The organism is Kluyvera sichuanensis (assembly GCF_040930405.1).
GTDB lineage: Bacteria > Pseudomonadota > Gammaproteobacteria > Enterobacterales > Enterobacteriaceae > Kluyvera > Kluyvera sichuanensis.
In genome coordinates this window covers 4,876,028-4,902,011 of the sequence record NZ_CP162271.1, presented here as the reverse complement: position 1 = coordinate 4,902,011, position 25,984 = coordinate 4,876,028, and the positions used below count along the sequence as shown (strand labels likewise).

The following is a 25,984-nucleotide window of genomic DNA, read 5'->3' as shown; positions in this document are numbered from 1 at the left end:
ATTTGTTAATTAAGCGTCTGTTTACCCTGCCCTCTCCCCGCACTACACTACTCCCAGCTTTTATATAGAGGTGGGAATGAACGATTACAAAATGACGCCGGGTGAGTTACGCGCCACCTGGGGTTTAGGGACCGTATTTTCTTTGCGTATGCTCGGCATGTTTATGGTCCTCCCGGTTCTGACCACATACGGCATGGCATTACAGGGCGCAAGCGAAGCGCTGATTGGCCTGGCGATCGGTATTTACGGACTGGCGCAGGCCGTTTTCCAGATTCCCTTTGGCCTTATCTCCGATCGCATTGGCCGCAAACCGCTGATTGTCGGCGGGCTGGCCATTTTCGTCCTCGGCAGCGTGATTGCGGCGATGTCGGATTCTATCTGGGGCATTATCCTCGGCCGCGCGCTGCAGGGCTCGGGCGCGATTGCCGCTGCGGTCATGGCGCTACTTTCCGACCTGACCCGTGAACAAAACCGCACCAAGGCGATGGCGTTTATCGGCGTCAGCTTTGGCGTCACCTTTGCGATTGCGATGGTGCTGGGCCCGATTATCACCCACAAGCTCGGCCTGCACGCGCTATTCTGGATGATTGCCGGGCTGGCAACGTTGGGCATCTTGCTTACCCTTTGGGTGGTGCCGGACAGCAAAAACCACGTGCTTAACCGCGAATCAGGGATGGTCAAAGGCTGCTTTAGCAAAGTGCTGATGGAGCCGAAGCTGCTGAAGCTAAACTTCGGCATCATGTGTCTGCACATTCTGCTGATGTCGACCTTCGTGGCGCTGCCTGGTCAACTGGAGTCCGCAGGCTTCCCGGCCGCTGAACACTGGAAAATCTATCTGGTGACCATGGTCGTCTCGTTTGTCGCGGTCGTGCCTTTTATCATCTACGCCGAAGTGAAGCGGCGCATGAAGCGCGTGTTCGTGCTGTGTATCGCCCTGCTGCTGATTGCCGAAATCGTGCTGTGGGGATCCGGTACCTACTTCTGGGAACTGGTCGCTGGCGTACAGATTTTCTTCCTTGCGTTTAACCTGATGGAAGCGCTGCTGCCTTCGCTTATCAGCAAAGAGGCTCCGGCGGGCTACAAAGGTACGGCAATGGGGATTTACTCCACCAGCCAGTTCCTCGGCGTCGCTATCGGCGGCTCGCTGGGTGGCTGGCTTGACGGCCTGTTCGACTCACAAACGGTGTTCCTCGCCGGCGCGCTGCTGGCAACGGTCTGGCTACTGGTTTCGATGACGATGCAGGAGCCGCCGTACGTTAGCAGCCTGCGCGTGCAGATCCCGGATGATGTCGATGCTGACGACGCGTTACGCGAGCGCCTGCTGGCAACCGAGGGCGTGAAAGAGGTATTGGTGGTGGCGCAGGAACACTCTGCCTACATCAAAATTGACAGCAAAGTGACAAACCGCTTTGAGGTTGAGCAGGCGATATCCGCCAGGTAAGACGAAACTGCCCGCAGCAGCGTGCGGGCAGTACTTTCACGGTTAGTCGCGGAAGTTTTTAAACTGGAACGGCTGACCGAGGTCGCCGCCGCGCACCAGCGCCATCGCGGCCTGCAGATCGTCGCGGGATTTCCCGGTTACACGAATCTCTTCGCCCTGAATCTGCGCCTGCACCTTCAGTTTGTTGTCTTTGATAAGCTTAACGATTTTCTTCTGAATCGCGCTTTCAATGCCCTGCTTCAGCTTCGCTTCCACAAACCAGGTTTTCCCGCTGTGGACGAACTCTTCCGGTACATCAAGAGATGTGCCTTCGATGCCGCGCTTGAGCAGCTTAGCGCGCAGGATATCCAGCAGCTGGTTCACCTGGAAATCAGACTCGCTCAGCACCTTAATGGTCTTATTCGCTTCGTTAAGCTCAATTTTCGCTTCTACGCCGCGAAAATCGAAGCGAGATTCAACCTCACGGGCTGCGTTATCCACGCCGTTACGCGCTTCCTGAAGATCGACTTCAGAGACAATATCGAAAGATGGCATCTTTTCCCCTCCCTTAGTTTCTTTTGCGTTGCATAATACCTGCAACACGGCATAACTCAACTTGTTATCCCCGGAAGCTTAGTTGATAACGCTATACTCATTCGAGTGCTCGCGTGAAGTATGACATACCAGCAGCATCTGGTGTGGTAAGGAGGATGTTTGAAAATTACCGTTTTGGGATGTGGCGCGCTAGGCCAACTCTGGATGACCGCGCTCCATAAAAAAGGATTTGAAGTACAAGGATGGCTACGCGTACCTCAGCCATACTGTAGCGTCAACGTGATGGAATTGGACGGTAGCGTATTCAACCACTCATTTATCGCCAATGACCCCGACTTCCTGGCGCAGAGCGATCTGCTGCTGGTGACCCTCAAAGCCTGGCAGGTGTCAGACGCGGTCAGAAGCCTGGCGGCGACGCTTCCGGCAACGACGCCCATTTTGCTGATTCATAACGGTATGGGGACGCTGCAGGAGCTTAACGGCCTGCGCCAGCCGATTCTGCTGGGGGCAACCACGCTGGCCGCCCGCCGCGACGGCAATATCATTATTCATGTCGCCAACGGCACCACTCACATCGGCCCAGCTAAACGCTACGATGACGACTACAGCCAGCTGGCGGAAACCCTCCAGGAGGTGTTGCCGGACGTAGCCTGGCACGACAATATTCACTCCGCCATGTGGCGTAAGCTCGCCGTAAACTGCGTGATTAATCCGATGACGGCGCTGATGAACTGCCCTAACGGTGAACTTCGTCATCATCAGGAGCAGGTGGCGCGTATTTGCGATGAAGTGGCGATGACCATGACGCGGGAAGGATTTCATACCTCTCCGGAAAGTCTGTTATTTTATGTTAACCAGGTGATTGATCTGACGGCGGAGAACATTTCCTCCATGCTGCAGGACATCCGCGCACTTCGGCATACGGAAATCGACTATATCACCGGTTTCCTGCTCAAGCGCGCGCGGGCGCACGGCATTCCGGTGCCGGAAAATACCCGCCTGTATGAACAGGTTAAACGTAAGGAGAGTGAATATGAGCGCGTCGGCACTGATTTGCCTCGCTCCTGGTAGTGAAGAGATGGAAGCCGTCACCACTATCGATCTGTTAGTGCGTGGCGGGATCAGCGTCACCACCGCCAGCGTCGCCGGTGATGGCAACCTGACCATTACCTGCTCCCGCGGCGTTAAGCTGCTGGCTGATGCCCCGCTGGTCGAAGTGGCAGACGGCGATTTCGATATCATCATCCTACCGGGCGGTATAAAAGGCGCGGAGTGCTTCCGCGATAGCCCTCTGCTGGTAGAAACGGTGAGGCAATTTCACAACTCCGGGCGTATTGTCGCCGCTATCTGCGCGGCAGCCGCCACCGTGCTGGTGCCCCATGAGCTCTTCCCTATCGGCAATATGACCGGTTTCCCGGCGCTGAAAGACCAAATCCCTGAAGGTCAGTGGCAAGATAAGCGTGTGGTCTGGGACCCGCGCGTCAACCTGCTAACCAGCCAGGGGCCGGGCACATCGATTGATTTCGGGCTGAAGATTATCGACCTGCTGGTCGGGCGTGAAAAAGCGTACGAAATTGCATCACAGCTGGTGATGGCGGCGGGGATTTATAACTTCTACGAAGAGTAGGTGCAAAACCCGGCGTCGCTCTGCTCAGCCGGGCTACCTGATATAAAAAACCGGCCAGGCCGGTTTTTTTAGTTATGGGCGGTAAACCTTAACGTTGGTAAAGCCCTGCTCACGCAGATAAAGCGCCTGCAGGCGGCTCATCACACCGCGCTCACACCACAGCAGGTAGGTTTTGCTCTGGTCGAGGTCGCCGAACTGGGTGCTCAGCTTGTAGAACGGCAGAGAAGCGATTTCCACGCCTTCCAGCTTCAGCGGTTTATCGTCCTGCTCGTCAATGGAGCGGATATCCAGAATCACGTCGTTGTCGCTAAAGCCGCTGACGGTTTCAACTTCCACCACGTCTTGCTGAGTCTGCTGCGCGATTTCGCGGATATCGACGTTATTCGCTTCGGCAACCACTTTATCCAGAATCGCAAAATCGAAGTTTGCTTCTTCCGCTTCGATTTTCGCCTTCACCGCTTTGATGGTTGGGCTCTTCGAAATCACGCCGCAGTATTCCGGCATGGTGCGGGCAAAGTCTTCAGTACCGATTTCACGCGCCAGATTGATGATGTGCTCTTTATCGTGAGAAATCAGCGGACGCAGGATCAGGGTATCAGAGACGTTATCAATAAGACGCAGGTTGGTCAGCGTCTGGCTGGACACCTGACCCAGCGCTTCGCCGGTGACCAACGCCTGTACGCCGTAGCGCTCAGCCACTTGCGATGCCGCACGGACCATCATGCGCTTCAGCACGACACCCATCTGGCCGTCTTCCACTTTCTCGAGAATTTCGCCAACCACCGGCTCGAAGTTGATCGCCACGAAACGCACGCGGTGTGAGCTACCGAAACGGTTCCACAGGTAATGCGCGACCTGACGAACGCCGATTTCATGGGCCGCGCCGCCGAGGTTGAAGAAGCAGTAGTGCACGCGACAGCCGCGACGCATCAGCATATAGCTGGACACGCCGGAGTCGAAGCCGCCGGAGATCAGCGACAGCACGTCTTCCTGAGTACCAATCGGGAAGCCGCCAATACCTTCGTAGCGCCCTTTCACCAGTAGCAGACGGTCATTCTCGATTTCGAGGTTAACGGTCACGTCTGGATTAGTCAGCTTCACGCGCGCCGTCTCGATGTGCTGATTCAGGCCGCCGCCAACGTAACGCTCCACTTCAATGGACGTGAATTCGTGCTTACCACGACGCTTAACGCGTACGCAGAACGATTTACCTTCCAGCGCTTCACGCCACAGCGGCAGCGTCTGCTCAAAAATATTGTGCAGCGAGGTAAACGGAACGTCTTCGACTTCCAGAATATGGTGGATACCCGGAATACGGGTCAGCGCGTCGCGAAGCACCAGACGTTTGTCTTCATCTTTAGAACGCACTTCGATGTGGTCCCAATGGCGAACGACGGCAAGCGTTTCATCGTAGTTTTTAAGAACGTTACGAATGTTCCCGGTTAAAATTTTAATAAAGCGCAAACGCACAGTTTGGCTTTTGATGGTGATTTCCGGGAACAATTTAATGATAAACTTCATGGCGGCAATGGTTCGTTGGCAAGCCCGACGGGGCTTTAGGCAAAAAGATGTATCGCAGCGTACCGTTTCATAGCGAGGGCACCTGCGTCCAGGACGCGGAGTATACCATCATCCCGCTTACCATTGCGTGTTATTTGCTTCACACCCAGACTCCGTTACCATAGACGCAGTCGCGACATAACAAGAGCCAAACATTCACTATGCCAAAGAAAAACGAAGCCCCGGCCAGTTTCGAGACCGCTTTAACCGAGCTGGAGCAAATTGTTAACCGTCTGGAAAGCGGCTCCCTTCCTCTGGAAGAGGCGCTGAATGAATTCGAACGTGGCGTGCAGCTGGCACGTCAGGGGCAGACGAAACTGCAGCAAGCGGAACAACGCGTGCAGATCCTGCTGGCCGATAACGAAGATTCCCCACTAGAGCCTTTCACGCCGGACGCTGAATAAATGGATTTTTCGCAACAGCTGAATGCCTGCGTTGAGCAGGCAAACGACGCGCTGCGCCGTTTTATTGCGCCACTGCCGTTTCAGAACACTCCACTGGTTGATGCCATGCAGTATGGCGCACTATTAGGCGGTAAACGCCTGCGCCCGTTCCTGGTGTACGCCACCGGGCAGATGTTCGGCGTTAGCCTCGCTACGCTGGATGCGCCAGCAGCGGCGGTCGAGTGCATTCACGCCTATTCATTGATGCATGACGATCTCCCGGCCATGGACGATGACGACCTGCGTCGTGGTCAGCCAACCTGCCATATTAAATTTGGTGAGGCGAGCGCCATTCTGGCCGGGGATGCGCTGCAAACGCTGGCGTTTTCTATACTGAGTGATGCGCCGATGAGTGAAGTCTCCGATCGCGATCGTCTGGCAATGCTCTCCGAGCTGGCAACCGCCAGCGGTGTGGCGGGCATGTGCGGGGGGCAAGCGCTGGATCTGGAAGCCGAAGGCCAACAGGTTAATCTGGAAATGCTGGAGCGCATTCACCGTCATAAGACCGGTGCACTAATCCGTGCCGCCGTTCGCCTGGGCGCACTCAGCGCAGGTGAACAGGGCCGCAGGGCGCTGCCGCTACTGGATAAGTATGCCGAAAGCATCGGGCTGGCGTTCCAGGTTCAGGATGACATTCTGGATGTGGTGGGCGATACTGCGACCCTCGGAAAGCGCCAGGGTGCCGACCAGCAGCTCGGCAAGAGCACCTATCCTGCACTACTGGGTCTTGAGCAAGCCCGGACTAAAGCCAGTGACCTTATTGCCGATGCCCGTCAGTCTCTTACCGAGCTGGCCGCACAATCACTGGATACCACAGCACTGGAAGCGCTAGCGAACTACATCATCCTGCGCGACAAATAAACCATAAATGAGTCTCAGATGAGTTTTGATATTGCCAAATACCCGACCCTGGCGCTGGTCGATTCCACTCAGGAATTGCGCCTGCTGCCAAAAGAGAGCCTGCCGAAGCTGTGTGACGAGCTGCGTCGTTACCTGCTCGACAGCGTGAGCCGTTCCAGCGGACACTTCGCCTCCGGGCTTGGCACGGTGGAGCTCACCGTGGCGCTGCACTACGTCTATAACACGCCGTTCGACCAGCTTATCTGGGACGTCGGCCACCAGGCCTATCCGCACAAAATTCTGACCGGCCGTCGCGACAAAATTGACACCATTCGCCAGAAAGGTGGCCTGCACCCGTTCCCGTGGCGCGGCGAGAGCGAGTACGACGTGCTGAGCGTCGGTCACTCCTCGACCTCGATTTCCGCCGGTATTGGTATTGCGGTTGCGGCGGGTAAAGAGAACAAACAGCGTCGTACCGTCTGCGTGATTGGCGATGGCGCAATTACCGCCGGTATGGCGTTTGAAGCGATGAACCACGCGGGCGATATCAAACCCGATATGCTGGTCGTGCTGAACGACAACGAGATGTCTATCTCTGAGAACGTCGGCGCGCTGAACAACCATCTGGCGCAGCTGCTTTCCGGCAAGCTCTACTCTTCCCTGCGTGAAGGCGGCAAGAAAGTCTTCTCCGGCGTACCGCCGATTAAAGAGCTGCTCAAGCGTACCGAAGAACATATCAAAGGCATGGTAGTACCAGGCACGCTGTTTGAAGAGCTGGGTTTCAACTACATCGGGCCGGTTGACGGTCACGACGTACTGGGGCTGGTGAATACGCTCAAGAACATGCGCGACCTGAAAGGCCCGCAGTTCCTGCACATCATGACCAAAAAAGGCCGTGGCTATGAGCCGGCCGAGAAAGATCCTATCACCTTCCACGCGGTGCCGAAGTTCGATCACACCAGCGGTAAGCTGCCAAAAAGCAGCGGTGGCCTGCCGTCATACTCGAAAATTTTCGGTGACTGGCTGTGCGAAACCGCGGCGAAAGACGGCAAGCTGATGGCGGTGACGCCAGCGATGCGCGAAGGCTCCGGCATGGTGGAGTTCTCGAAAAAATACCCTGACCAGTATTTCGACGTAGCGATTGCCGAGCAGCACGCGGTGACCTTCGCCGCGGGCCTGGCGATTGGCGGCTATAAACCGATCGTGGCTATCTACTCTACCTTCCTGCAGCGCGCCTACGATCAGGTGATCCACGATGTGGCTATCCAGAAGCTGCCGGTGCTGTTCGCTATCGATCGCGCGGGCATCGTCGGTGCCGATGGGCAGACGCACCAGGGGGCGTTTGATATCTCCTATCTGCGCTGCATCCCTGACTTTGTCATCATGACGCCAAGCGATGAAAACGAATGCCGCCAGATGCTCTATACCGGCTATCACTACAGCGACGGCCCAAGCGCGGTACGCTATCCGCGCGGCTGCGGTACCGGTGCTAAACTTCAGCCGCTGGAAAAACTGCCGCTCGGCAAAGGCGTAATTAAACGCGAAGGCGAGAAGCTGGCGATCCTCAACTTCGGTACCCTGCTGGCCGAAGCGGAAATCGTCGCCGAGAAACTCAACGCCACGCTGGTTGATATGCGCTTTGTGAAACCGCTGGATGAAAGCCTGATCCTCGAGATGGCCGCGCGCCACGACTCGCTGGTGACGCTGGAAGAGAACGCCATCATCGGCGGCGCGGGTAGCGGCGTCAACGACGTGCTGATGGCGCATCGTAAACCGGTGCCGGTACTCAATATTGGTCTGCCTGACTTCTTCATCCCGCAGGGTACGCAGGAAGAGGCGCGCGCCGACCTCGGCCTGGATGCCGCCGGTATCGAAGCGAAGATCGCGGGCTGGCTAGCATAATCCTCCCCATCGCTCCTGCTATGCTTAAAGGTAAACCGCTTACCCGCTAGCAGGAGCTGATTCATGCAATACGATACGTTAGGACACACCGGCCTTCGGGTCTCTCGTCTTTGCCTTGGCTGTATGACCTTCGGCGAACCGGATCGGGGTAAACACGCCTGGACGCTTCCGGAAGACAGCAGCCGCCCCATCATCCAGCGCGCCATCGAAGGCGGCATCAACTTTTTCGACACCGCTAATAGCTATTCTGACGGCAGCAGCGAAGAGATCGTCGGCCGTGCACTGCGCGATTTCGCTCGCCGTGATGAAGTGGTGGTCGCCACCAAGGTTTATCATCAAGTGGGTGACCTTGAAGAAGGTCTGTCCCGCGCGCAAATTCTCCGCTCCATCGACGATAGCTTAAAGCGCCTCGGGATGGACTATGTCGATCTACTGCAGATTCACCGCTGGGACTACCGCACGCCCATTGAAGAGACGCTGGAAGCACTGGATGAGGTGGTGAAATCCGGTAAGGCGCGATTTATTGGCGCCTCGTCAATGCACGCTCGTCAGTTTGCCCACGCGCTGGCGCTGCAAAAAACCAACGGCTGGACGCCCTTTGTCACCATGCAGGATCACTACAATCTGATCTACCGGGAAGAGGAGCGCGATATGCTGCCGCTCTGCACTCAGGAAGGAGTAGCGGTGATTCCGTGGAGCCCGTTGGCGCGTGGTCGCCTGACGCGCCCGTGGGGAGAAACGACCGCCAGACTGGTCTCCGACGAGTTTGGGCAAACGCTGTACAGCTCAACCGAAGAGAACGATGAGCAGATTGCCGGGGAACTGGAGCGAGTCGCGCAGGAAGTTGAAGCCAGCCGAGCGCAGACGGCGCTGGCATGGCTGCTGAGTAAACCGGGGGTGGCGGCACCGATTATTGGGGCGTCGCGCGAGGAGCAGTTGGATGAGCTGTTGAGTGCGGTGGATATTACGCTGACGCCGGAGCAGATTGCCTCGATGGAAGCGCCGTATCAGCCGCATCCGGTGGTTGGGTTCAAATAATCTGTAGATACTGTGAGCGGCAGCAACTCCTTTTCACCGTTGCTTCCCGGATTGCAGGCATAACTTTAACAGCGCCTTCTGGCGCTGTTATCACTTCCCCGTCCGCCTTTATACTACAGGCATCCCATGCTGCAACGCATCGAACGTTTTTCCTGACTTTAATACCCCATAGGCCACCTGCGCCAGCTTACGCATCATTGCACCTATTATCACTTTCGGTCGCTTCCCGTTACCTTCCAGCCTTTCCCTGAACGCTTTTCCCCATGCCGTGTGATACAACGCTGACATCGCCGGCATATATAACGCTCCGCGCAGATGAACCGGTCCTGCTTTGCTCATCCTGCTTGTTCGCATCACGCTGCTCCCCGACTCATGCTGCTTCGGCGTCAGTCCTGCATACGCTGCGAACTGCCGCGCAGTGGCGAACCTCAGCTTCAGTCCCGTGTACGCCAGCAGCACCGCGGCGGTTTTCTCTCCTATCCCCGGGATACTGCTCAGCAGCTTCCGCCGTTGTTTCATATCCGGGTCGTTGTCCGCCAGGTCTTTTATCTGTTTTTCAATGCGCCTCAGCTCTGCTCCCAGACACTGCAGGAGAACATCAATGCTCTCCAGCTGTACTTCCGGTGCAGTTTCCTGGCGGTTTTTCTCCTGAGTCTGCATCTCTGTCAGCGACTGATGTCGTAGCACCAGCGCTTTCAGGGCCCGCTCTGTCGGGTGCGGCGCTTCCCATGCTGGCGGCTTTTTCTCCCGGCAGAAGTGAGCCAGCATACGAGCGTCCACTTTGTCGGTTTTGTTGCGCAGCCCTTCACTGCGGGCAAAGGCAGCGCTCAGGGAAGGGTTGATGATGGAGACGGTATACCCGGCATCGCTCAGATGGGCGGCAGCGTCTTCCATGTAGGTGCTGGTAGACTCCATGCAGACATGAGCATGGCTCACCTCATGGCTACGAAGCCAGCGGACCAGGTCCTCATAGCCCGGGGGAGTATTGGCAAACTTTTTACAGAGATGGCGGCCATCAGGGCGAAGGATATCAACATCAAGTTTAGTTTTAGCGACATCAATGCCGATGAAGTACAGTTCATATTCCATAGTGAAACCCACCTTGCGAATGCGGATTACCGGTAAAAACCGGTCCATGATACTGTCCGGTTTGTCACATGAGAAAGAACGGCGGACCGGTGCAGAATATCTACGGTACAGGCGTGAAAGCCTAAGCCCGGGCACGGCATCCGGACCGCCATCAGAGAGAACTGGCCGGTTCTTTCTGACGAGGTAATCATACAAGCCCGGGCGAGGCGGTCACGCCGACCCCGGAGCAGCTCCGTACCCTCCCCGGCGTCGCTCTGCTCGGCCGGGCTACAGTAACATCACAGAATGTAATGCCCCACCACAAACAGTATCGCCGCCGAAATCACCCCGGCGATAACATCGTCGACCATAATCCCCATTCCACCATGGACGTTTCGGTCGAACCAGCGAATAGGCCAGGGCTTCCACATATCAAAAATACGGAACACCACAAACCCCGCCAATACCCACTGCCAGTTGATGACCGGAATCGCCATCAGCGTGATCCACATGCCGATAAACTCATCCCAGACGATGCTACCGTGGTCATGCGTGCCCATATCACGCGCCGTACGGCGGCAGATATAAACGCCGATACAAATACCGAACATCACCACCAGCGAATAGAGCTGTAGCGGCAATAACGTCAGCACGTACCAGAAGGGAATGGCGGCAATCGAGCCAGCCGTACCCGGCATTACCGGGCTCAGACCGCTGCCAAATCCCGTTGCCAGCAGGTGCCAGGGGTTGCGTAAATTCAGACGGCTTTTTGCTTCATCGTACTTAGCCAAAATGATCGTATCCCTTCCAGTCGAGCTGCACCGCTTTCCCCTCCTGGGTGAAATGCAGTCCTTCTACATCAGCGCTGATTTGCCCAATGCAGGTAAACGGTGTGCCCAGTTGACCCAGCGCCACTTCAAGCGCGCCGCGGTTCAGTTCTGGAACGGTAAAGCAGAGCTCATAGTCTTCACCGCCGGAAAGCGCCCAGCGGCACGCCTGCTCCGGTGGTACATGGCGACGCAGCGCATCCGAGTACGGCAGCAGATCGAGGTCAACGCGAGCCCCTACACCGCTGGCGTTTAGGATATGCCCCAGATCGGAAATCAGACCGTCGGAGAGATCGATAGCCGAGTTTGCCAGGTCGCGCAGCGCCTGCCCTTGCAGGATACGCGGCGTCGGACGCAGATGGCGCTGACGCAGATAGGCTGCATCTTCAGGGTTTTCAATCGTCAGTTGATTCAGAATCAACGCCAGACCCGCCGCGCTGTCACCGGGCGTGCCGGTCACGTAGATCCAATCACCCGGTTTTGCGCCCGAACGTTTCAGCGCGCGGCCCACCGGCACGTAGCCGTGAATACCCAGCGTCATCGACAGCGGCCCTTTGGTGGTGTCGCCGCCGATTAACTGCATATCGTAGTAGCTTAACAGCTCAAACAGCCTGTCACTAAACGCCGCCAGCCAGGCTTCATCCACCGCGGGCAGCGTCAACGCAAGCGTCAGCCAGGCTGGGTCTGCACCCATTGCGGCTAAATCGCTCAGGTTTACCGCCAGCGCTTTGTGGGCCAGGTCAGCCGGGTCGATATCAGGAAGGAAATGGTTGCCCACCACCAGCGTGTCGGTGCTGATAGCCAGGGTCTGTTTTTCGGGAATATTGAGTAACGCGCAGTCGTCGCCGATTCCGGTTTCTACATCAAGACGGGCGTTTCGTACTCGGTCAAAATAACGGGCAATCAGGGAGAATTCGCCGCATGCCATACGTTATGCCTCAGCAGAAGGATAAAACAAGGCCGGGATTCGCCAGAAAGAGATTCGGCAAAGCCCGGCCTGAAGATTACTTTTTGTGGGGACGAATAGCAGGAGCGGCTTTATCCAGCACGCCGTTGACAAACTTGTGGCTGTCTTCAGCGCCAAAGGTTTTTGCCAGTTCGATAGCTTCGTTGATAGCCACTTTGTATGGCACATCATCACGCTTCGACAGCTCGAACAGCGCGATGCGCAGTACGGCTTTCTCTACCTGGCCCAGCTCTTCGAGCATACGGGACAGGTATGGCTTCATCAATCCGTCGAGGTACGCGCTGTTAGTCGCCACCCCGGACAGCAGCTCACGGAAGTACACGACGTCGACATCTTTAACGTCTTGTTCCGCCAGGAACTGGTATTCAACATCGGAGATGTCGTTCTGGGACAACTGCCAGGAGTAGAGTGCCTGGACGGCACACTCACGGGCGCGGCGACGAGCAGCAGGTTTCACGGATTTCCCCTTACAAAAATCAGGCCTTGATGGCTTTCAATACATTAATCATTTCAAGCGCGGTCAGTGCAGCTTCTGCACCTTTGTTACCGGCTTTTGTGCCAGCGCGTTCGATGGCTTGTTCAATACTTTCGGTGGTCAGAACACCAAAGGCTACCGGGATTTCGCTGTCCTGAGCGACGTGCGCCAGGCCATTGCTTGCCCCGCCAGCAACATATTCGAAGTGCGCAGTACCGCCACGGATAACTGTACCCAGCGCGATCACCGCATCGTATTTACCGGTTTTTGCCAGTGCGCCAGCCGCCAGAGGCAGTTCATAAGCACCTGGAACCCAAACAACGGTGATGTTTTCATCTTTAACCTGACCAATGCGCTTCAGGGCGTCGATAGCACCTTCCAGCAGGCTGTCATTGATAAAGTTGTTGAAACGCGCGATGGTGATGGCGACGCGAGCGTCCGGGGTAGCAACGTTAGCTTCAATAATGTTCATACTCTTCCTTTGGGTTCATTTGCCCCGCAGGGGGGCGGATTTTATCATAATATTCTGGGCGCTGCTTCCTCTAATTCGGAAAGCCTCACGCAGTGGTTAAATGCAGGCACACATCCGGGCCTACCTGGCGTATCTCGTTGAATTTGAAATGGGGGGCATCGGCCAGTTTCTCAAGGCCTGGCAGCACACATAATCCCCGCCCATCGCTTCCTAATAGTTTAGGCGCGATATAGACGATAAGCTCGTCGACCAGCCCCGCCTGAATCAGCGCACCAGCAAGCGTTGGCCCCGCCTCCACCCAGATGCTGTTAATCTGTTGTTTGCCCAGTTGCATCATCAGCAGCACCAGATCGAGGTGACCGTTGTGCTCCGGTATTTTCAGCGTTTGCACGCCTTCCGGCCACACGCGAGTATCATCCTCGGTGCGCGCAAACAACGTCTCACCCGGCTGCTGCACAATGCGGTGCTCCGGCGTGACGCGGTTGCCGCTATCAATAACGATGCGCAACGGCTGACGCAGATTTTCCTGCGGGTAGAGCGCCTGCGTTTCGGCATTGAGCTCGTCCCAACGCACGGTCAGCGCTGGGTCATCCGCCAGCACCGTCGCGCTGCTGGTTAGAATCGCGTGGCTTTCTGCGCGCAGGCGCTGCACGTCGCGTCGCGCCTGCGGCGAGGTAATCCATTGGCTTTCACCGCTGGCCATCGCCGTACGGCCGTCGAGCGATGCGCCAAGCTTCAGTTGGATGTAAGGGAAACCGGTGCGCATCCGCTTGAGGAAGCCTTTGTTCAACGCTTCGGCTTCGCTCATCATCAGACCGTGGCTGACTTCAATACCGGTCTGCTGCAGGCGGTACAGCCCGCGCCCTGCAACCTGCGGATTTGGGTCCTGCATGGCGGCGACGACGCGGGAAACGCCCGCGGCAATCAGCGCGTCACAACACGGCGGCGTGCGGCCATGGTGACTGCACGGTTCGAGCGTCACATAGGCGGTAGCGCCTTTCGCTTTATCACCCGCCATGCGCAGCGCGTGCACTTCCGCATGCGGTTCACCGGCGCGATAGTGGAAACCTTCGCCGACAATTTCGCCCTGATTGACAATCACGCAGCCCACGCGTGGGTTGGGATGCGTGGTAAAGCGACCGCGTTGCGCCAGCTTTAGCGCGCGCGCCATGTACATTTCATCGTGCATAGCTTAGTCCTGTAAGCGGGCGATCTCTTCGCCAAATTCTTTAATATCTTCGAAGCTGCGGTAAACCGACGCAAAGCGGATATAGGCCACTTTATCGAGCTTTTTCAGCTGTTCCATGACCAGGTTACCCAGCAGCTTGCTCGGCACTTCACGTTCACCGGTCGCGCGCAGATGCGATTTGATATGGTTAATCGCCATTTCCACATCATCGGAACTGACCGGGCGTTTTTCCAGGGCGCGCAGCATACCGCTACGCAGCTTATCTTCATTAAACGGTTCACGCACGTCGTTGCTTTTCACCACGCGCGGCATCACCAGTTCTGCCACTTCAAAGGTGGTAAAGCGCTCATTGCACACCAGGCATTGCCGACGGCGGCGAACGGAAGAACCTTCTCCCACGAGACGGGAGTCAATGACTTTAGTGTCTACGGCGAAACAGAATGGGCAGTGCATACGACGTCCTGACGATGAGGTGATGGGAATCTATTTTACCCTGAACTGCGGATACAACAAAGGCGCAGCGCTTTTTGAGACAAAGGATCGATGCCAGATGCCGTATTGCGCGCTACCATTGCGTTATCCCGAAGAGAAGGAAACAGACAGCATGACAAGACGTTACCTAAGAATCGCCCTGCTGGGAAGCCTCGTCAGCCTGAGCGCCTGCGCGCAACAGTCTGAAGTCAAGCAGATGCACCAAAGCATTAGCGCGCTCAGTACCGAGATGACGCAGCTGAATAAAGAGACGGTGAAAATCACCCAGCAAAACGCGCTGAATGCGAAGTCTACGCGCGGTGTCTACCTGCTTCCCGGCGCGAACACCCCTGCCCGTCTGAACAGCCAGGTGGGCACTCTGCGCATGTCATTGCGCAATATCGCCGCTAACGCTCAGGGCACGGCGGTGACGCTGCGCATTCAGGGGGAATCAAACGAGGCGCTCCCGGCCTTCACCGGCACCGTCGAGTGGGGTCAGATTCAGGGCACAACCGAGCAGTATCAAGAGGTCAACGTGCAGAATCAGCTCTTCTCCGCGCCGGCAAGCGTGCTGGCACCGAGCGACGTCGATATCCCGCTGCAGCTCAACGGCGTTACACCTGAGCAACTCGGCTTTGTTCGTATTCACGACGTGCAGCCTGCCAACGCACAGTAACCGTTCTACAGGAGGGAGTTGTAACACTACTTCCTCCTGAATTTGCCTTCTCTGCCCCCCGCCTGAAACACATTTCTCGTATGTAAACATTTGCAATAATTCACCCCATCAGTACAATCGCGGCGTCTAAACTACGCAAACGTGAACGCAATCGATTACGCGCTTGAAAAATGTGTGAACTATGACTGATTTTCGTGAGCAAGGATTCATATAATAGGCTCGCAGAAACACGAAACATTTAGAAAAACTTCGGTGATAAAAATCACTCTCTTTCGATTTTTTTTATTAGTGGCACAAATATGAAAAAAACATTATTAGCAGCCGGTGCTGCACTGGCGCTCTCCGCATCTTTCACTGCTAACGCAGCAGGCGACTCTCAACCTCAGTATGTCTCCGACTGGTGGCATCAGAGCGTAAACGTGGTGGGTAGCTATCACACCCGCTTCTCGCCGCAGATCCGTAACGATACCTATCTGGAATACGAAGCTTTTGCGAAAAAAGATTGGTTCGACTTCTATGGCTACATGGATGCACCAGTGTTCTTCGGCGGTAACAGCACTGCGAAAGGTATCTGGAACCATGGTTCTCCGCTGTTTATGGAAATTGAACCACGCTTCTCCATCGATAAACTGACAGGAACCGATCTGAGCTTCGGTCCATTCAAAGAATGGTATTTCGCCAATAACTACATCTACGACATGGGTCGTAACGAAGATGGCCGTCAGAGCACCTGGTATATGGGTCTGGGTACCGATATCGACACCGGCCTGCCGATGAGCCTGTCCCTGAACGTGTATGCCAAATACCAGTGGCAAAACTACGGTGCCGCGAACGAAAACGAGTGGGATGGCTACCGCTTCAAAGTGAAATACTTTGTGCCAATCAGTGACCTGTGGGGCGGCAAGCTGAGCTATATCGGTTTCACCAACTTCGACTGGGGTTCCGATCTCGGCGACGAACCGAACCGTACCAGCAACTCCATCGCATCCAGCCACATTCTGGCCCTGAACTACGATCACTGGCACTACTCCGTCGTTGCCCGTTACTTCCATAGTGGTGGCCAGTGGAAAGCAGGTTCTACTTTGAACTGGGGTGAAGGCGATTTCAGCGCCAAGTCTACCGGTTGGGGTGGTTACTTTGTTGTAGGTTACAACTTCTAAGTTCGACACCGCAAAAAAGGCCAGAGGTTTCCCTCTGGCCTGTTTCGGGCGCATGCTGCCACGCGGGCGGCAGGTTCGCCCACCTCGTCTTATCTCTGACTATGCCACCAGCCTAAAAACAGACCTGTCGCAATATCGACCAGCGTAGGTGCGGCCAGATCGTGCCAGACAATAATGCAAACTTCCGTGAGCGTCATACAGCCGCCTTGGTTGCAATGGCAACGGTTCGCGGCTATCCTCAACTTGTCTAGAGATAGGATTGCCCCCGTTATGTTGCCGGTGAATACCGAACAATGTGCGGGGGTTTTCTCTTTCCAGCGACAAGGCCACCGGGGATCAAGCCCCCGCAACACTGCGCCTCACCGGGATATCCGGCTTGCCGCTGATTCTACTCTGCTCACCAGCATCGACATGGCCTAAAAACAAAAAAATCCCGACCTTGCGATCGGGATTCCAGTAACCATGTACGCATTACAGCACGTCGGCTATTTCTTTTTGTTCAGCATCGCTTTCAGGTCAGCGAACGGGTTGTAGGTCGCCTCACCCACGTCTTTCTGCGCATCTTCCCCAGCAACGACTGTGGAACCGTACTGATCCGCCTCGGTGTACTTCGAGTGTTCGTGATCGTGGCAGAACAGACACAATAGCTCCCAGTTGCTGCCATCTTCCGGGTTATTGGTGTGGTCGTGGTCCATATGGTGAACCGTCAGCTCACGCAGGTTGGAGTAGACGAACTCGCGCGAACAGCGCCCGCAGACCCACGGAAACAGTTTCAGCGCTTTTTCTCGGTAGCCGCTTTCCAGCCGCACGTAGTTTTTTGGGATGATGGCCATAATGACTCGATATGTCGTGTTCAATGTAAGGGAATACACACAGTCTAAATGGGCAATAAAAAAGCCGCAACACCCTACGGCGTTGCGGCTTTTATTCGTGCCCTCAGTGCGACAGATTACGGCAGAATTGACGGCTGATCCGCCCCTTCTTTCTCCACTTTCTGCTGCAGCATATGCTCACGCTTCATACCCAGCTTCAGCGCCAGCGCCGAGGCTACGTAGATAGACGATGCGGTACCGATGGAGACACCGATAAGCATAGTCAGCGAGAAGCCTTCCAGTACCGGACCACCGAAGAGGTACAGCATCAGAATAACCACTAACGTGGTACCGGACGTAATCAACGTACGGTGCAGCGTCTGGGTCAGCGACACGTTAAAGATTTCGTACGGCGTACCGCGACGAATCTTGCGGAAGTTTTCACGAATACGGTCAGATACCACGATACTGTCGTTCAGCGAGTAACCGATGACCGACATCAACGATGCCACGATGGTCAGGTCAATCTCGATATGGAACAACGACAGGATCCCGAGCGTAATGATAACGTCGTGCGCCAGCGCGATAACCACACCTGCCGCCAGTCGCCACTCAAAGCGGAAACCGACGTACACCAGGATAGAGATCAGCGCGACGATCAGCGCCATAGCACCGGTTTGCGCCAGATCGGCCCCCACGCTTGGCCCAACGAATTCGATACGCTTCACGGCAGCATTCTGACTGGTGGATTCGTTAATCACACTCAGCACTTTGCTACCCAGTACCTGGCCACCATCCGCACCTTTGGTTGGTGGCATACGTACCATGATGTCATGGCTGCTGCCGAAGTTCTGCAGAAGCGGATCAACGAAGCCCGCTTTCTCCAGCGCATCGCGCATCAAGTCCATGTCCGCCGGTTTTTCCAGCGTAATTTCAATCACCGTACCACCGGTGAAATCGAGCCCCCAGTTAAACCCGCGTACGCCCATCACCACGATGGCCGCGATCAGCAGGAAACCTGAGATGCCGAAAGCCCAGTAGTCCCAGCGCATAAAGTCATAGACTTTACGGCCGTGGTTTAATTGTTCAACAGTATATTCCTGTGCCACATCGCACTCCTCAGATTGACAGCTTTTTGACGCGCTTGCCGCCATACAACAGGTTTACGATGGCACGCGTACCGACAATCGCGGTAAACATCGACGTTGCCACACCGATACCGGTAGTAATCGCGAACCCTTTAATTGCCCCGGTGCCGACTGCATACAGGATCAGGACTTTAATCAGCGTCGTAATGTTCGCATCGAAGATGGAACTGAACGCGCCGGCATAGCCCTCGTTGATTGCCTGTTGTACCGAACGTCCGTTACTCAGTTCTTCTTTGATACGTTCGTTGATCAGTACGTTAGCATCGACCGCGACCGCAAGGGTTAACACAATCCCCGCGATACCCGGCATACTCAACGTCGCGCCCGGCAGCAGTGACATGATACCGACGATCAGTACCAGGTTAGCCAGCAGTGCGCTTGTCGCGATCAGACCGAACTTCTTATAGAAGAAGAGCATGAACAGGATAGAGACCACCAGACCGGCCAGACACGCTTCCAGACCTTGCTTGATGTTCTGCATACCCAGGGTTGGGCCGATAGTACGTTCTTCAACAATCTGAATCGGTGCAATCAGCGCACCGGCACGCAGCAGCAGAGAGAGCTGACGCGCTTCGTTCGGGTTGCTGATACCGGTAATACGGAAGCTGTTGCCCAGGCGAGACTGGATGTTGGCGATGTTAATCACCTCTTCCTGTTTCACCAGAATGGCGCGACCGTTAGCATCTTTCTTACCGCTGTCTTTGTACTCCACGAACAGGGTCGCCATCGGCTTACCGATGTTGTCCTTGGTGAAGTTAGACATGATGTTACCACCCGCGCTATCGAGCGAGATGTTAACCTGCGGCTGGTTGTACTCATCCTGGCTTGAAGTGGAGTCGGTGATATGGTCACCGGTCAGAATCACGCGCTTGTACAGCACAACTGGCTGACCTTCACGGGTATCTTTCACTTCGGAGTCGCCCGGCACGCGGCCAGAGGCAGCCGCAGCCTGGTCAACGTTGGTGTTTACCAGACGGAATTCCAGGGTCGCAGTCGCACCCAGAATCTCTTTCGCACGCGCGGTGTCCTGAATACCTGGCAGTTCAACCACGATGCGGTCAGCACCCTGACGCTGAACCACTGGCTCAGCAACGCCCAGCTGGTTAACACGGTTACGCAGAATGTTGATGTTCTGCTGAACCGCATATTCGCGGGCTTCGCTCAGGCGAGCATCGGTCATCACCGCACGCAGGGCAGTGCTACCCTGGCTGGAAATCACCAGATCCTGATGGCGCTTGCTCAGATAAGAGATCGCTTCATCACGCGCATTGCTATCACGGAAAGTGATGCTCAGACCGTAGTTGTCTTCTTTGCGAACGGTAGTATAAGGAATGCCTTTTTCACGCAGGTCACTGCGCAGGCTATCGATATTTTGCTCCTGGAGTTTGCCCAGCGCAGTGTCCATATCCACTTCCATCAGGAAGTGCACACCACCACGCAGGTCAAGACCGAGCTTCATTGGCTCTGCGTTAATCGCAGCCAGCCAGCGCGGTGTTGCCGGAGCAAGGTTAAGCGCCACGACGTATTTGTCACCCAGCACGTTTACCAGCGCTTCACGCGCACGCAGCTGGATGTCGGTGGTGTCGAAGCGCGCAAGAATAGCGCCCTCTTCCAGTGCCACAGACTTAGCGGTAATTTTTTCTTCTTGTAACGTTTTCTGGACCTGGATCAGCGTTTGCTCACTGGCGGCGACGCCGCGCACGCCAGTGATTTGAACGGCCGGATCCTCACCATACAGGTTGGGAAGCGCATACAGCAGACCGACGACAATAACGACGATCAGCATGACATACTTCCACAAAGGATAACGGTTTAACACGGCAGTTCCCTTTGGGAAAACGAAATATTACAGCGCCTTCATGGTGCCTTTCGGCAGAACGGCAGCTACGAAGTCACGTTTGATAACCACTTCAGTGGTGTCGTTCAGTGCGATAGCAATGTAGCCAGTTTCCGCTACTTTGGTCACACGACCCACCAGGCCACCGTTCGTCAGTACTTCATCGCCTTTCGCGATGGAGCTCATCAGGTTTTTATGCTCTTTGGTACGTTTTTGCTGTGGACGCAGGATCATGAAATAGAAGATCAGGCCGAAAACCACCAGCATCAGAATCAGAGACATCGGGCTGCCCTGCGACGGAGCCCCGGTTGCTGCTACCGCATCAGAAATAAAAAAGCTCATTCAAATTCCCTCATTATTAAAATTAATCAACGTTCAAAGGTGGAACGGTACGCCCCTGGCGTTGGTAGAAATCGGTCACGAAGCTCTCTAATTTACCCTCTTCAATAGCCTTGCGTAAACCAGCCATTAAGCGCTGATAGTAGCGAAGATTATGAATGGTATTGAGGCGCGCGCCCAATATTTCGTTGCAACGGTCAAGATGATGCAAGTATGCACGCGAATAATTGCGACAGGTGTAGCAATCACACTCGGCATCAAGCGTGCTGGTATCGCTCTTATGTTTAGCATTACGGATTTTCACCACACCGTCGGTCACAAAGAGATGACCGTTACGGGCGTTACGCGTTGGCATAACGCAGTCAAACATATCGATACCGCGACGAACGCCTTCAACCAGGTCCTCTGGTTTGCCAACGCCCATCAGGTAACGCGGTTTGTCAGCAGGGATCTGCGGGCAAACGTGCTCCAGGATACGGTGCATGTCTTCTTTCGGTTCACCTACCGCCAGGCCGCCGACAGCGTAGCCATCAAAGCCAATCTCCACCAGACCTTTGACGGAGATATCACGTAAATCTTCGTAAACGCTGCCCTGAATGATGCCAAACAACGCATTTTTGTTGCCAAGGCCATCGAAACGGTCGCGGCTACGTTTAGCCCAGCGCAGAGACATTTCCATCGAGCGCTTGGCGTAGTCCCAATCCGCCGGGTACGGCGTACATTCATCGAAAATCATCACGATATCGGAACCGAGATCGTACTGAATTTCCATCGATTTTTCTGGATCGAGGAAGATCGGGTCGCCGTTGATAGGGTTGCGGAAGTGCACGCCCTGCTCGGTGATTTTACGGATATCGCCCAGGCTGAAGACCTGGAAGCCGCCGGAATCGGTCAGGATTGGTCCTTTCCACTGCATGAAATCGTGCAGGTCACCGTGCAGCTTCATGATTTCCTGGCCCGGACGCAGCCACAAGTGGAAGGTGTTGCCAAGAATGATTTGCGCGCCGGTCGCTTCTACTTCTTCCGGCGTCATGCCCTTAACGGTGCCGTAGGTACCCACCGGCATAAAGGCAGGCGTTTCAACTACGCCACGATCAAAAACCAGGCGGCCGCGGCGGGCGCGACCGTCTGTGGTATCCAGTTCAAATTTCATCTTTACTCCTGCGTCAGAAAAACAGTCCGACGTTAAATTCTCATGCCGGGAACTTACTCCCCGACACGCTCAAAAATAGCCTGCGGATTGTACGTGATAAACATGGCATCACCGTAACTAAAAAAGCGATATTTTTGTTCTACAGCAGCCTTATAGGCGTTCATGGTGTGCTGATAACCGGCAAAAGCGGACACCAGCATAATCAGCGTCGATTCTGGCAAGTGGAAGTTGGTCACCAGTGCATCAATCACCTGGTATTGGTAGCCTGGGAAAATAAAGATTTGCGTGTCGCCGAAGAACGGCGCAATCAGCTCATCTTTTGCCGCCTGCGCTGCGCTTTCCAGCGAGCGAACGGAGGTGGTGCCAACGGCAATCACGCGGTTGCCGCGCGCTTTCGCCGCCAGTACCGCATCAACCACGTCCTGCGGCACTTCCGCGTATTCGGAGTGCATGATGTGGTCTTCAATGCTGTCGACGCGCACCGGCTGGAAAGTACCCGCGCCCACGTGCAGGGTGACAAACGCCATCTCGATGCCCTTTTCACGAAGCTTCGCCAGCAGCGGTTCGTCGAAGTGCAGGCCCGCGGTCGGTGCCGCAACGGCACCTGGTTTTTCGCTATAAACGGTCTGATACAGCTCGCGGTCAGCGTCTTCGTCCGGACGGTCGATGTACGGCGGCAGCGGCATGTGGCCGATAGCGTTCAGAATATCCAGCACGCTGCGCTCGTCGTCGAACTCGACTTCAAACAGCGCATCATGACGCGCAACCATCGTTGCCTTAATGCTTTCATCATCGCCCAGCAGCAGTTCCGCACCCGGCTTCGGCGCCTTAGAGGCGCGAATATGTGCCAGAATACGTTTATCATCCAGCATACGCTCGACCAGTACTTCAATCTTGCCGCCGCTGGCTTTACGGCCAAACAGGCGCGCCGGGATCACGCGGGTATTGTTAAAGACCAGCAGATCGCCAGGGTTGAGCTTGTCGAGCAAATCGGTGAAAGTACCGTGCGTCAGCGCGCCCGTCGGCCCGTCCAGAGAGAGCAAGCGACAGCTGCTACGCTCAGCTTGTGGATAGTGGGCAATCAGGGATTCGGGTAGTTCAAAGGAGAAATCGGCAACGCGCATGACTGTGACTCTGGGCTTAATAATGAGGCGGGTAGTCTAGTGCCGGGGAGACATCCCTGCAACCCTTACCCCTCCGGATAAACGTTTAACAATGAATTTTCTCGCTCACCTGCATCTCGCGCACCTGGCCAATAGCTCGCTATCGGGAAACCTGCTGGCAGATTTTGTTCGCGGTAACCCGCAGCAGGATTACCCGGCCGACATCGTTGACGGCATCTATATGCATCGCCGCATTGACGTGATGACCGATAATTTGCCGCAGGTAAAAGAAGCGCGCGAATGGTTCCGTCCCGAAACGCGCCGCGTCGCACCGATTACCCTCGACGTCATGTGGGACCATTTCCTTTCGCGCCACTGGGCACAAATCTCGCCGGAGATAGCCCTGCCCGAGTTTACCCGCTACGCCCGTGCCGAAGTCACCACGATCCTTCCGGACGCGCCAGAACGCTTTCTGACGCTGAACGAACATCTGTGGTCTGAACGCTGGCTGGAGCGCTACGGTGAGATGGACTTTATCCAGCGGGTGCTGAACGGGATGGCCAGCCGTCGCCCGAAGCTCGATGCGCTGCGCGATTCATGGCATGACCTCGACGCGCACTATGATGCGCTGGAAACGCGTTTCTGGCAGTTCTATCCGCAGATGATGGCACAGGCGAAAAACAAAGCGCTGTAGGGCTTGCATCGGGCCACGGAACGGCTATGCTTATTCCTTTGGTAAAATAATAATTGATAGGTGAATCCTATCTTATTAATCGTCATAGTCTTTTTGTGTTCCCCGCTTACCCTCCCTATACTGGCCCGCGTTGCGTTCCATTAACCTTATAAATTCAAAGGAGAACCCCATGGTTCTGGTTACTCGTCAAGCGCCTGACTTCACCGCAGCAGCGGTACTGGGCAACGGTGAAATCGTTGAGAAATTCAATTTCAAACAGCACACCCAGGGTAAAGCCACCGTTCTGTTCTTCTGGCCGATGGACTTCACCTTCGTCTGCCCGTCCGAGCTGATTGCCTTCGACAAACGTTACGAAGAGTTCCAGAAGCGCGGCGTTGAAGTGGTTGGCGTCTCTTTTGACTCCGAATTCGTTCACAACGCATGGCGTAACACCCCTGTCGACAAAGGCGGCATCGGTGCAGTGAAATACGCAATGGTTGCCGACGTTAAACGCGAAATTCAGAAAGCTTACGGCATCGAACATCCAGACGAAGGCGTTGCGCTGCGCGGCTCCTTCCTGATCGACGCTAACGGCGTGGTTCGCCACCAGGTGGTTAACGACCTGCCGCTGGGCCGTAACATCGACGAAATGCTGCGTATGGTAGATGCGCTGCAGTTCCACGAGCAGCACGGCGAAGTGTGCCCGGCGCAGTGGGAAAAAGGGAAAGAAGGCATGAACGCGTCTCCAGATGGCGTTGCTAAGTACCTGAGCGAGAACGTTTCTAGCCTGTAATCGGCTGACGTTTCGTCAAAAAAAGGCTCGCATTGCGAGCCTTTTTGTTTTGCTGGAGTCCGTGATACACGACGTTATGATGGCTGCTGCACATACACTGCCCGCTTCGGGGCAAAGAAAATCATGATAATCACGCTCACCAGCAGCACCGCCGCAATGCTGTAAAGCCCCGCATTACTGCTCCCGGTCATATCCCGCGTCACGCCCATAACCCACGGCGCAAAGAAGCCGGACGACGTGGAGATCATGCTGATCATCGCAATCCCCGCCGGCGCTTTCACCGGATCGAGATAGGTCGATGGGAAGGTCCAGGAGATCCCCGATGCCCCGCTAAAGCCAAACCCGGCAACCCCCAGCAGCACCAGTTTCAGGTACATCGGCACCTCCAGATAACCCACCGCAATCAGGCTCACGGCAGCAAGCGTCGCACCAAAGACAAAGTGCCAGCGGCGTTCACGGCGGATATCGGAGCTGCGGCAAATCGTGAGTTCCCCCAGAATCGCCATGGCGAACGGGATCGCCCCCAGCAGCGCGATAACCGCGATATTGCCAACCCCCATCTCCTTAATCATCGTCGGTAGCCAGAAGTTAAACGCATAGGCGCCGCAGTTGGTGGCAAAAATAAAGGCAATCAGCAGGAACACTTTCGGATCAGCCAGCGCCCCCAGCATCGCTTTTTTACCGTGCGTGCCATAACCCGCCGTGATGCCCTGCTTTTCCCGGTCTTTCTGCATCATCTGCTGGTGCAGCGCCTTTTCCTGCGGGCTTAACCATGTTGCCTCGTCCGGCTTGTCGGCGAGATTAAAATAGATAACCCCCGCGATAAAAAAGACCGGCAGCGCGTCCAGCAGGAACATCCACTGCCAGCCCTCCAGCCCGTGCCAACCGTGCATATATTGCAAAATAACCCCGGAAACCGGGCCGCCAATCATTGGCGCGGTCAGCGTGGCGACCAGGAAGATGGCGGTGATGCGCCCGCGAATATGGCTCGGGAACCAGTAGGTAAAGTAGAGGATCACCCCCGGTACAAACCCAGCTTCAAAAATACCCAGCAAGATTCGCAGCGCATAAAGCTGGTTGATAGTCTGCACAAACATCGTGCAGGCGGAAAGCGTGCCCCACAGCAGCATGATGCGGGTCAGCGTTTTACGTGCGCCGATTTTATCCATCAGCATATTGCTGGGAATTTCGCATAGCGCATAGCCGATAAAAAAGATCCCCGCCGCAATTGCATACTGCGTATCGGTAAAGCCAATAGCGCTCTGCATCTGCAGCTTGGCATAGCCAATATTGACGCGGTCAAGGAAGGAGAAAAAGTAGGCGATAAACAGTACCGGCATGATTTTCCACACCACCTTCTTTAATAACCGCTGCTCTTCTTCACTGCCGGTCAGGCTGTTTAATATTGGTTTATCGGCATAAACGTGACTCATCTG

At 55.5% G+C, this 25,984-nt stretch carries 28 protein-coding genes; 11 read left to right on the top strand and 17 right to left on the bottom strand.

The genetic code is table 11. From position 1 onward, the window contains the following. Positions 1-76: 76 nt before the first annotated feature. The gene (locus tag AB2B48_RS23275) at positions 77-1,441 is read left to right on the top strand and encodes an MFS transporter (protein WP_368300384.1); all 1,365 of its coding nucleotides are present in this window, start codon (positions 77-79) and stop codon (positions 1,439-1,441) included. Positions 1,442-1,483: 42 nt separating this feature from the next. Here AB2B48_RS23275 and AB2B48_RS23270 read toward each other — a convergent pair whose 3' ends face one another. Beyond that, complete coding sequence (locus AB2B48_RS23270; RefSeq protein WP_220439711.1) at positions 1,484-1,975, bottom strand: YajQ family cyclic di-GMP-binding protein; 492 nt, start codon at positions 1,973-1,975, stop codon at positions 1,484-1,486. Positions 1,976-2,134: 159 nt separating this feature from the next. Between AB2B48_RS23270 and panE the strand changes: the two genes are divergently transcribed. Further along, positions 2,135-3,046, top strand: a complete 912-nt coding sequence (panE, locus tag AB2B48_RS23265; RefSeq protein WP_368300383.1) for a 2-dehydropantoate 2-reductase — start codon at positions 2,135-2,137, stop codon at positions 3,044-3,046. Continuing rightward, complete coding sequence (gene yajL, locus AB2B48_RS23260; RefSeq protein WP_185667163.1) at positions 3,009-3,602, top strand: protein deglycase YajL; 594 nt, start codon at positions 3,009-3,011, stop codon at positions 3,600-3,602. The genes panE and yajL overlap by 38 nt, the downstream gene beginning before the upstream one ends. 72 nt (positions 3,603-3,674) lie before the next feature. On the opposite strand, the gene thiI is transcribed toward yajL, so the two are convergent. Then, entirely contained in the window at positions 3,675-5,123 is a 1,449-nt protein-coding gene (gene thiI / locus AB2B48_RS23255) for a tRNA uracil 4-sulfurtransferase ThiI (RefSeq protein WP_185667164.1), read from the bottom strand. Positions 5,124-5,323: 200 nt separating this feature from the next. On the opposite strand from thiI, the gene xseB reads away from it, so the two are divergent. From xseB to AB2B48_RS23235, 4 genes are all read left to right on the top strand, one after another. Beyond that, entirely contained in the window at positions 5,324-5,566 is a 243-nt protein-coding gene (xseB, locus tag AB2B48_RS23250) for an exodeoxyribonuclease VII small subunit (RefSeq protein WP_035894270.1), read from the top strand. After that, complete coding sequence (gene ispA / locus AB2B48_RS23245; protein ID WP_333010121.1) at positions 5,567-6,466, top strand: (2E,6E)-farnesyl diphosphate synthase; 900 nt, start codon at positions 5,567-5,569, stop codon at positions 6,464-6,466. It begins immediately after the preceding gene. Positions 6,467-6,484: 18 nt separating this feature from the next. Then, complete coding sequence (gene dxs, locus AB2B48_RS23240) at positions 6,485-8,347, top strand: 1-deoxy-D-xylulose-5-phosphate synthase (RefSeq protein ID WP_368300382.1); 1,863 nt, start codon at positions 6,485-6,487, stop codon at positions 8,345-8,347. A gap of 63 nt (positions 8,348-8,410) precedes the next feature. Continuing rightward, on the top strand, positions 8,411-9,385 hold the full coding sequence (locus tag AB2B48_RS23235; protein ID WP_333010117.1) for an aldo/keto reductase: 975 nt from the start codon (positions 8,411-8,413) through the stop codon (positions 9,383-9,385). A gap of 108 nt (positions 9,386-9,493) precedes the next feature. Here the strand turns inward: AB2B48_RS23235 and AB2B48_RS23230 are convergent, their stop codons facing one another. From AB2B48_RS23230 to nrdR, 7 genes are all read right to left on the bottom strand, one after another. Next, positions 9,494-10,474: an IS110 family transposase gene (locus tag AB2B48_RS23230; RefSeq protein ID WP_368301999.1), complete on the bottom strand. Its 981-nt coding sequence runs from the start codon at positions 10,472-10,474 to the stop codon at positions 9,494-9,496. A gap of 278 nt (positions 10,475-10,752) precedes the next feature. Continuing rightward, a complete protein-coding gene (pgpA, locus tag AB2B48_RS23225) occupies positions 10,753-11,244 on the bottom strand; it encodes a phosphatidylglycerophosphatase A (protein ID WP_368300381.1) in 492 nt (163 codons plus the stop codon). Further along, a complete protein-coding gene (gene thiL, locus AB2B48_RS23220) occupies positions 11,237-12,208 on the bottom strand; it encodes a thiamine-phosphate kinase (protein WP_368300380.1) in 972 nt (323 codons plus the stop codon). The genes pgpA and thiL overlap by 8 nt, the downstream gene beginning before the upstream one ends. Positions 12,209-12,284: 76 nt before the next feature. Continuing rightward, on the bottom strand, positions 12,285-12,704 hold the full coding sequence (gene nusB, locus AB2B48_RS23215; RefSeq protein ID WP_185667171.1) for a transcription antitermination factor NusB: 420 nt from the start codon (positions 12,702-12,704) through the stop codon (positions 12,285-12,287). 19 nt (positions 12,705-12,723) lie between these two features. Then, positions 12,724-13,194, bottom strand: a complete 471-nt coding sequence (gene ribE / locus AB2B48_RS23210; RefSeq protein ID WP_001021161.1) for a 6,7-dimethyl-8-ribityllumazine synthase — start codon at positions 13,192-13,194, stop codon at positions 12,724-12,726. Between the two features lie 85 nt (positions 13,195-13,279). Continuing rightward, positions 13,280-14,383, bottom strand: coding sequence for a bifunctional diaminohydroxyphosphoribosylaminopyrimidine deaminase/5-amino-6-(5-phosphoribosylamino)uracil reductase RibD (gene ribD / locus AB2B48_RS23205; protein WP_368300379.1), 1,104 nt, complete (start codon positions 14,381-14,383; stop codon positions 13,280-13,282). A gap of 3 nt (positions 14,384-14,386) precedes the next feature. Beyond that, positions 14,387-14,836 (bottom strand): transcriptional regulator NrdR, encoded by a 450-nt coding sequence (gene nrdR, locus AB2B48_RS23200; protein WP_052283888.1) that lies wholly within the window; start codon positions 14,834-14,836, stop codon positions 14,387-14,389. Positions 14,837-14,987: 151 nt separating this feature from the next. Between nrdR and AB2B48_RS23195 the strand changes: the two genes are divergently transcribed. Beyond that, the gene (locus tag AB2B48_RS23195) at positions 14,988-15,530 is read left to right on the top strand and encodes a DUF3251 domain-containing protein (RefSeq protein WP_368300378.1); all 543 of its coding nucleotides are present in this window, start codon (positions 14,988-14,990) and stop codon (positions 15,528-15,530) included. Positions 15,531-15,829: 299 nt separating this feature from the next. After that, positions 15,830-16,690 (top strand): nucleoside-specific channel-forming protein Tsx, encoded by an 861-nt coding sequence (locus AB2B48_RS23190; protein ID WP_220439702.1) that lies wholly within the window; start codon positions 15,830-15,832, stop codon positions 16,688-16,690. Between the two features lie 89 nt (positions 16,691-16,779). On the opposite strand, the gene AB2B48_RS23185 is transcribed toward AB2B48_RS23190, so the two are convergent. From AB2B48_RS23185 to queA, 7 genes are all read right to left on the bottom strand, one after another. Further along, complete coding sequence (locus AB2B48_RS23185) at positions 16,780-16,887, bottom strand: type I toxin-antitoxin system toxin Ldr family protein (protein ID WP_368300377.1); 108 nt, start codon at positions 16,885-16,887, stop codon at positions 16,780-16,782. A 288-nt stretch (positions 16,888-17,175) separates the two neighbouring features. Continuing rightward, a complete protein-coding gene (gene yajD, locus AB2B48_RS23180) occupies positions 17,176-17,523 on the bottom strand; it encodes an HNH nuclease YajD (RefSeq protein ID WP_035895149.1) in 348 nt (115 codons plus the stop codon). A gap of 116 nt (positions 17,524-17,639) precedes the next feature. Next, entirely contained in the window at positions 17,640-18,611 is a 972-nt protein-coding gene (gene secF / locus AB2B48_RS23175; RefSeq protein WP_368300376.1) for a protein translocase subunit SecF, read from the bottom strand. Between the two features lie 10 nt (positions 18,612-18,621). Continuing rightward, positions 18,622-20,469 carry a protein translocase subunit SecD gene (secD, locus tag AB2B48_RS23170; protein WP_185667176.1) on the bottom strand — a complete coding sequence of 616 codons (1,848 nt, stop codon included), beginning with the start codon at positions 20,467-20,469 and terminating at the stop codon, positions 18,622-18,624. Positions 20,470-20,496: 27 nt separating this feature from the next. Then, positions 20,497-20,829 (bottom strand): preprotein translocase subunit YajC, encoded by a 333-nt coding sequence (yajC, locus tag AB2B48_RS23165; protein WP_123649994.1) that lies wholly within the window; start codon positions 20,827-20,829, stop codon positions 20,497-20,499. 22 nt (positions 20,830-20,851) lie between these two features. After that, positions 20,852-21,979 (bottom strand): tRNA guanosine(34) transglycosylase Tgt, encoded by a 1,128-nt coding sequence (gene tgt, locus AB2B48_RS23160; protein WP_123649993.1) that lies wholly within the window; start codon positions 21,977-21,979, stop codon positions 20,852-20,854. A 53-nt stretch (positions 21,980-22,032) separates the two neighbouring features. Further along, positions 22,033-23,103, bottom strand: coding sequence for a tRNA preQ1(34) S-adenosylmethionine ribosyltransferase-isomerase QueA (gene queA / locus AB2B48_RS23155; RefSeq protein WP_185667177.1), 1,071 nt, complete (start codon positions 23,101-23,103; stop codon positions 22,033-22,035). Positions 23,104-23,194: 91 nt separating this feature from the next. Here queA and acpH point away from each other — a divergent pair, with 91 nt between their 5' ends. Both acpH and AB2B48_RS23145 read left to right on the top strand, forming a co-directional pair. After that, positions 23,195-23,776, top strand: a complete 582-nt coding sequence (acpH, locus tag AB2B48_RS23150; RefSeq protein WP_185667178.1) for an ACP phosphodiesterase — start codon at positions 23,195-23,197, stop codon at positions 23,774-23,776. Positions 23,777-23,945: 169 nt separating this feature from the next. Then, the gene (locus tag AB2B48_RS23145; RefSeq protein ID WP_064547849.1) at positions 23,946-24,548 is read left to right on the top strand and encodes a peroxiredoxin; all 603 of its coding nucleotides are present in this window, start codon (positions 23,946-23,948) and stop codon (positions 24,546-24,548) included. 74 nt (positions 24,549-24,622) lie between these two features. On the opposite strand, the gene AB2B48_RS23140 is transcribed toward AB2B48_RS23145, so the two are convergent. Then, entirely contained in the window at positions 24,623-25,981 is a 1,359-nt protein-coding gene (locus tag AB2B48_RS23140) for an MFS transporter (RefSeq protein ID WP_368300375.1), read from the bottom strand. Between the last annotated feature and the right edge of the window lie 3 nt (positions 25,982-25,984).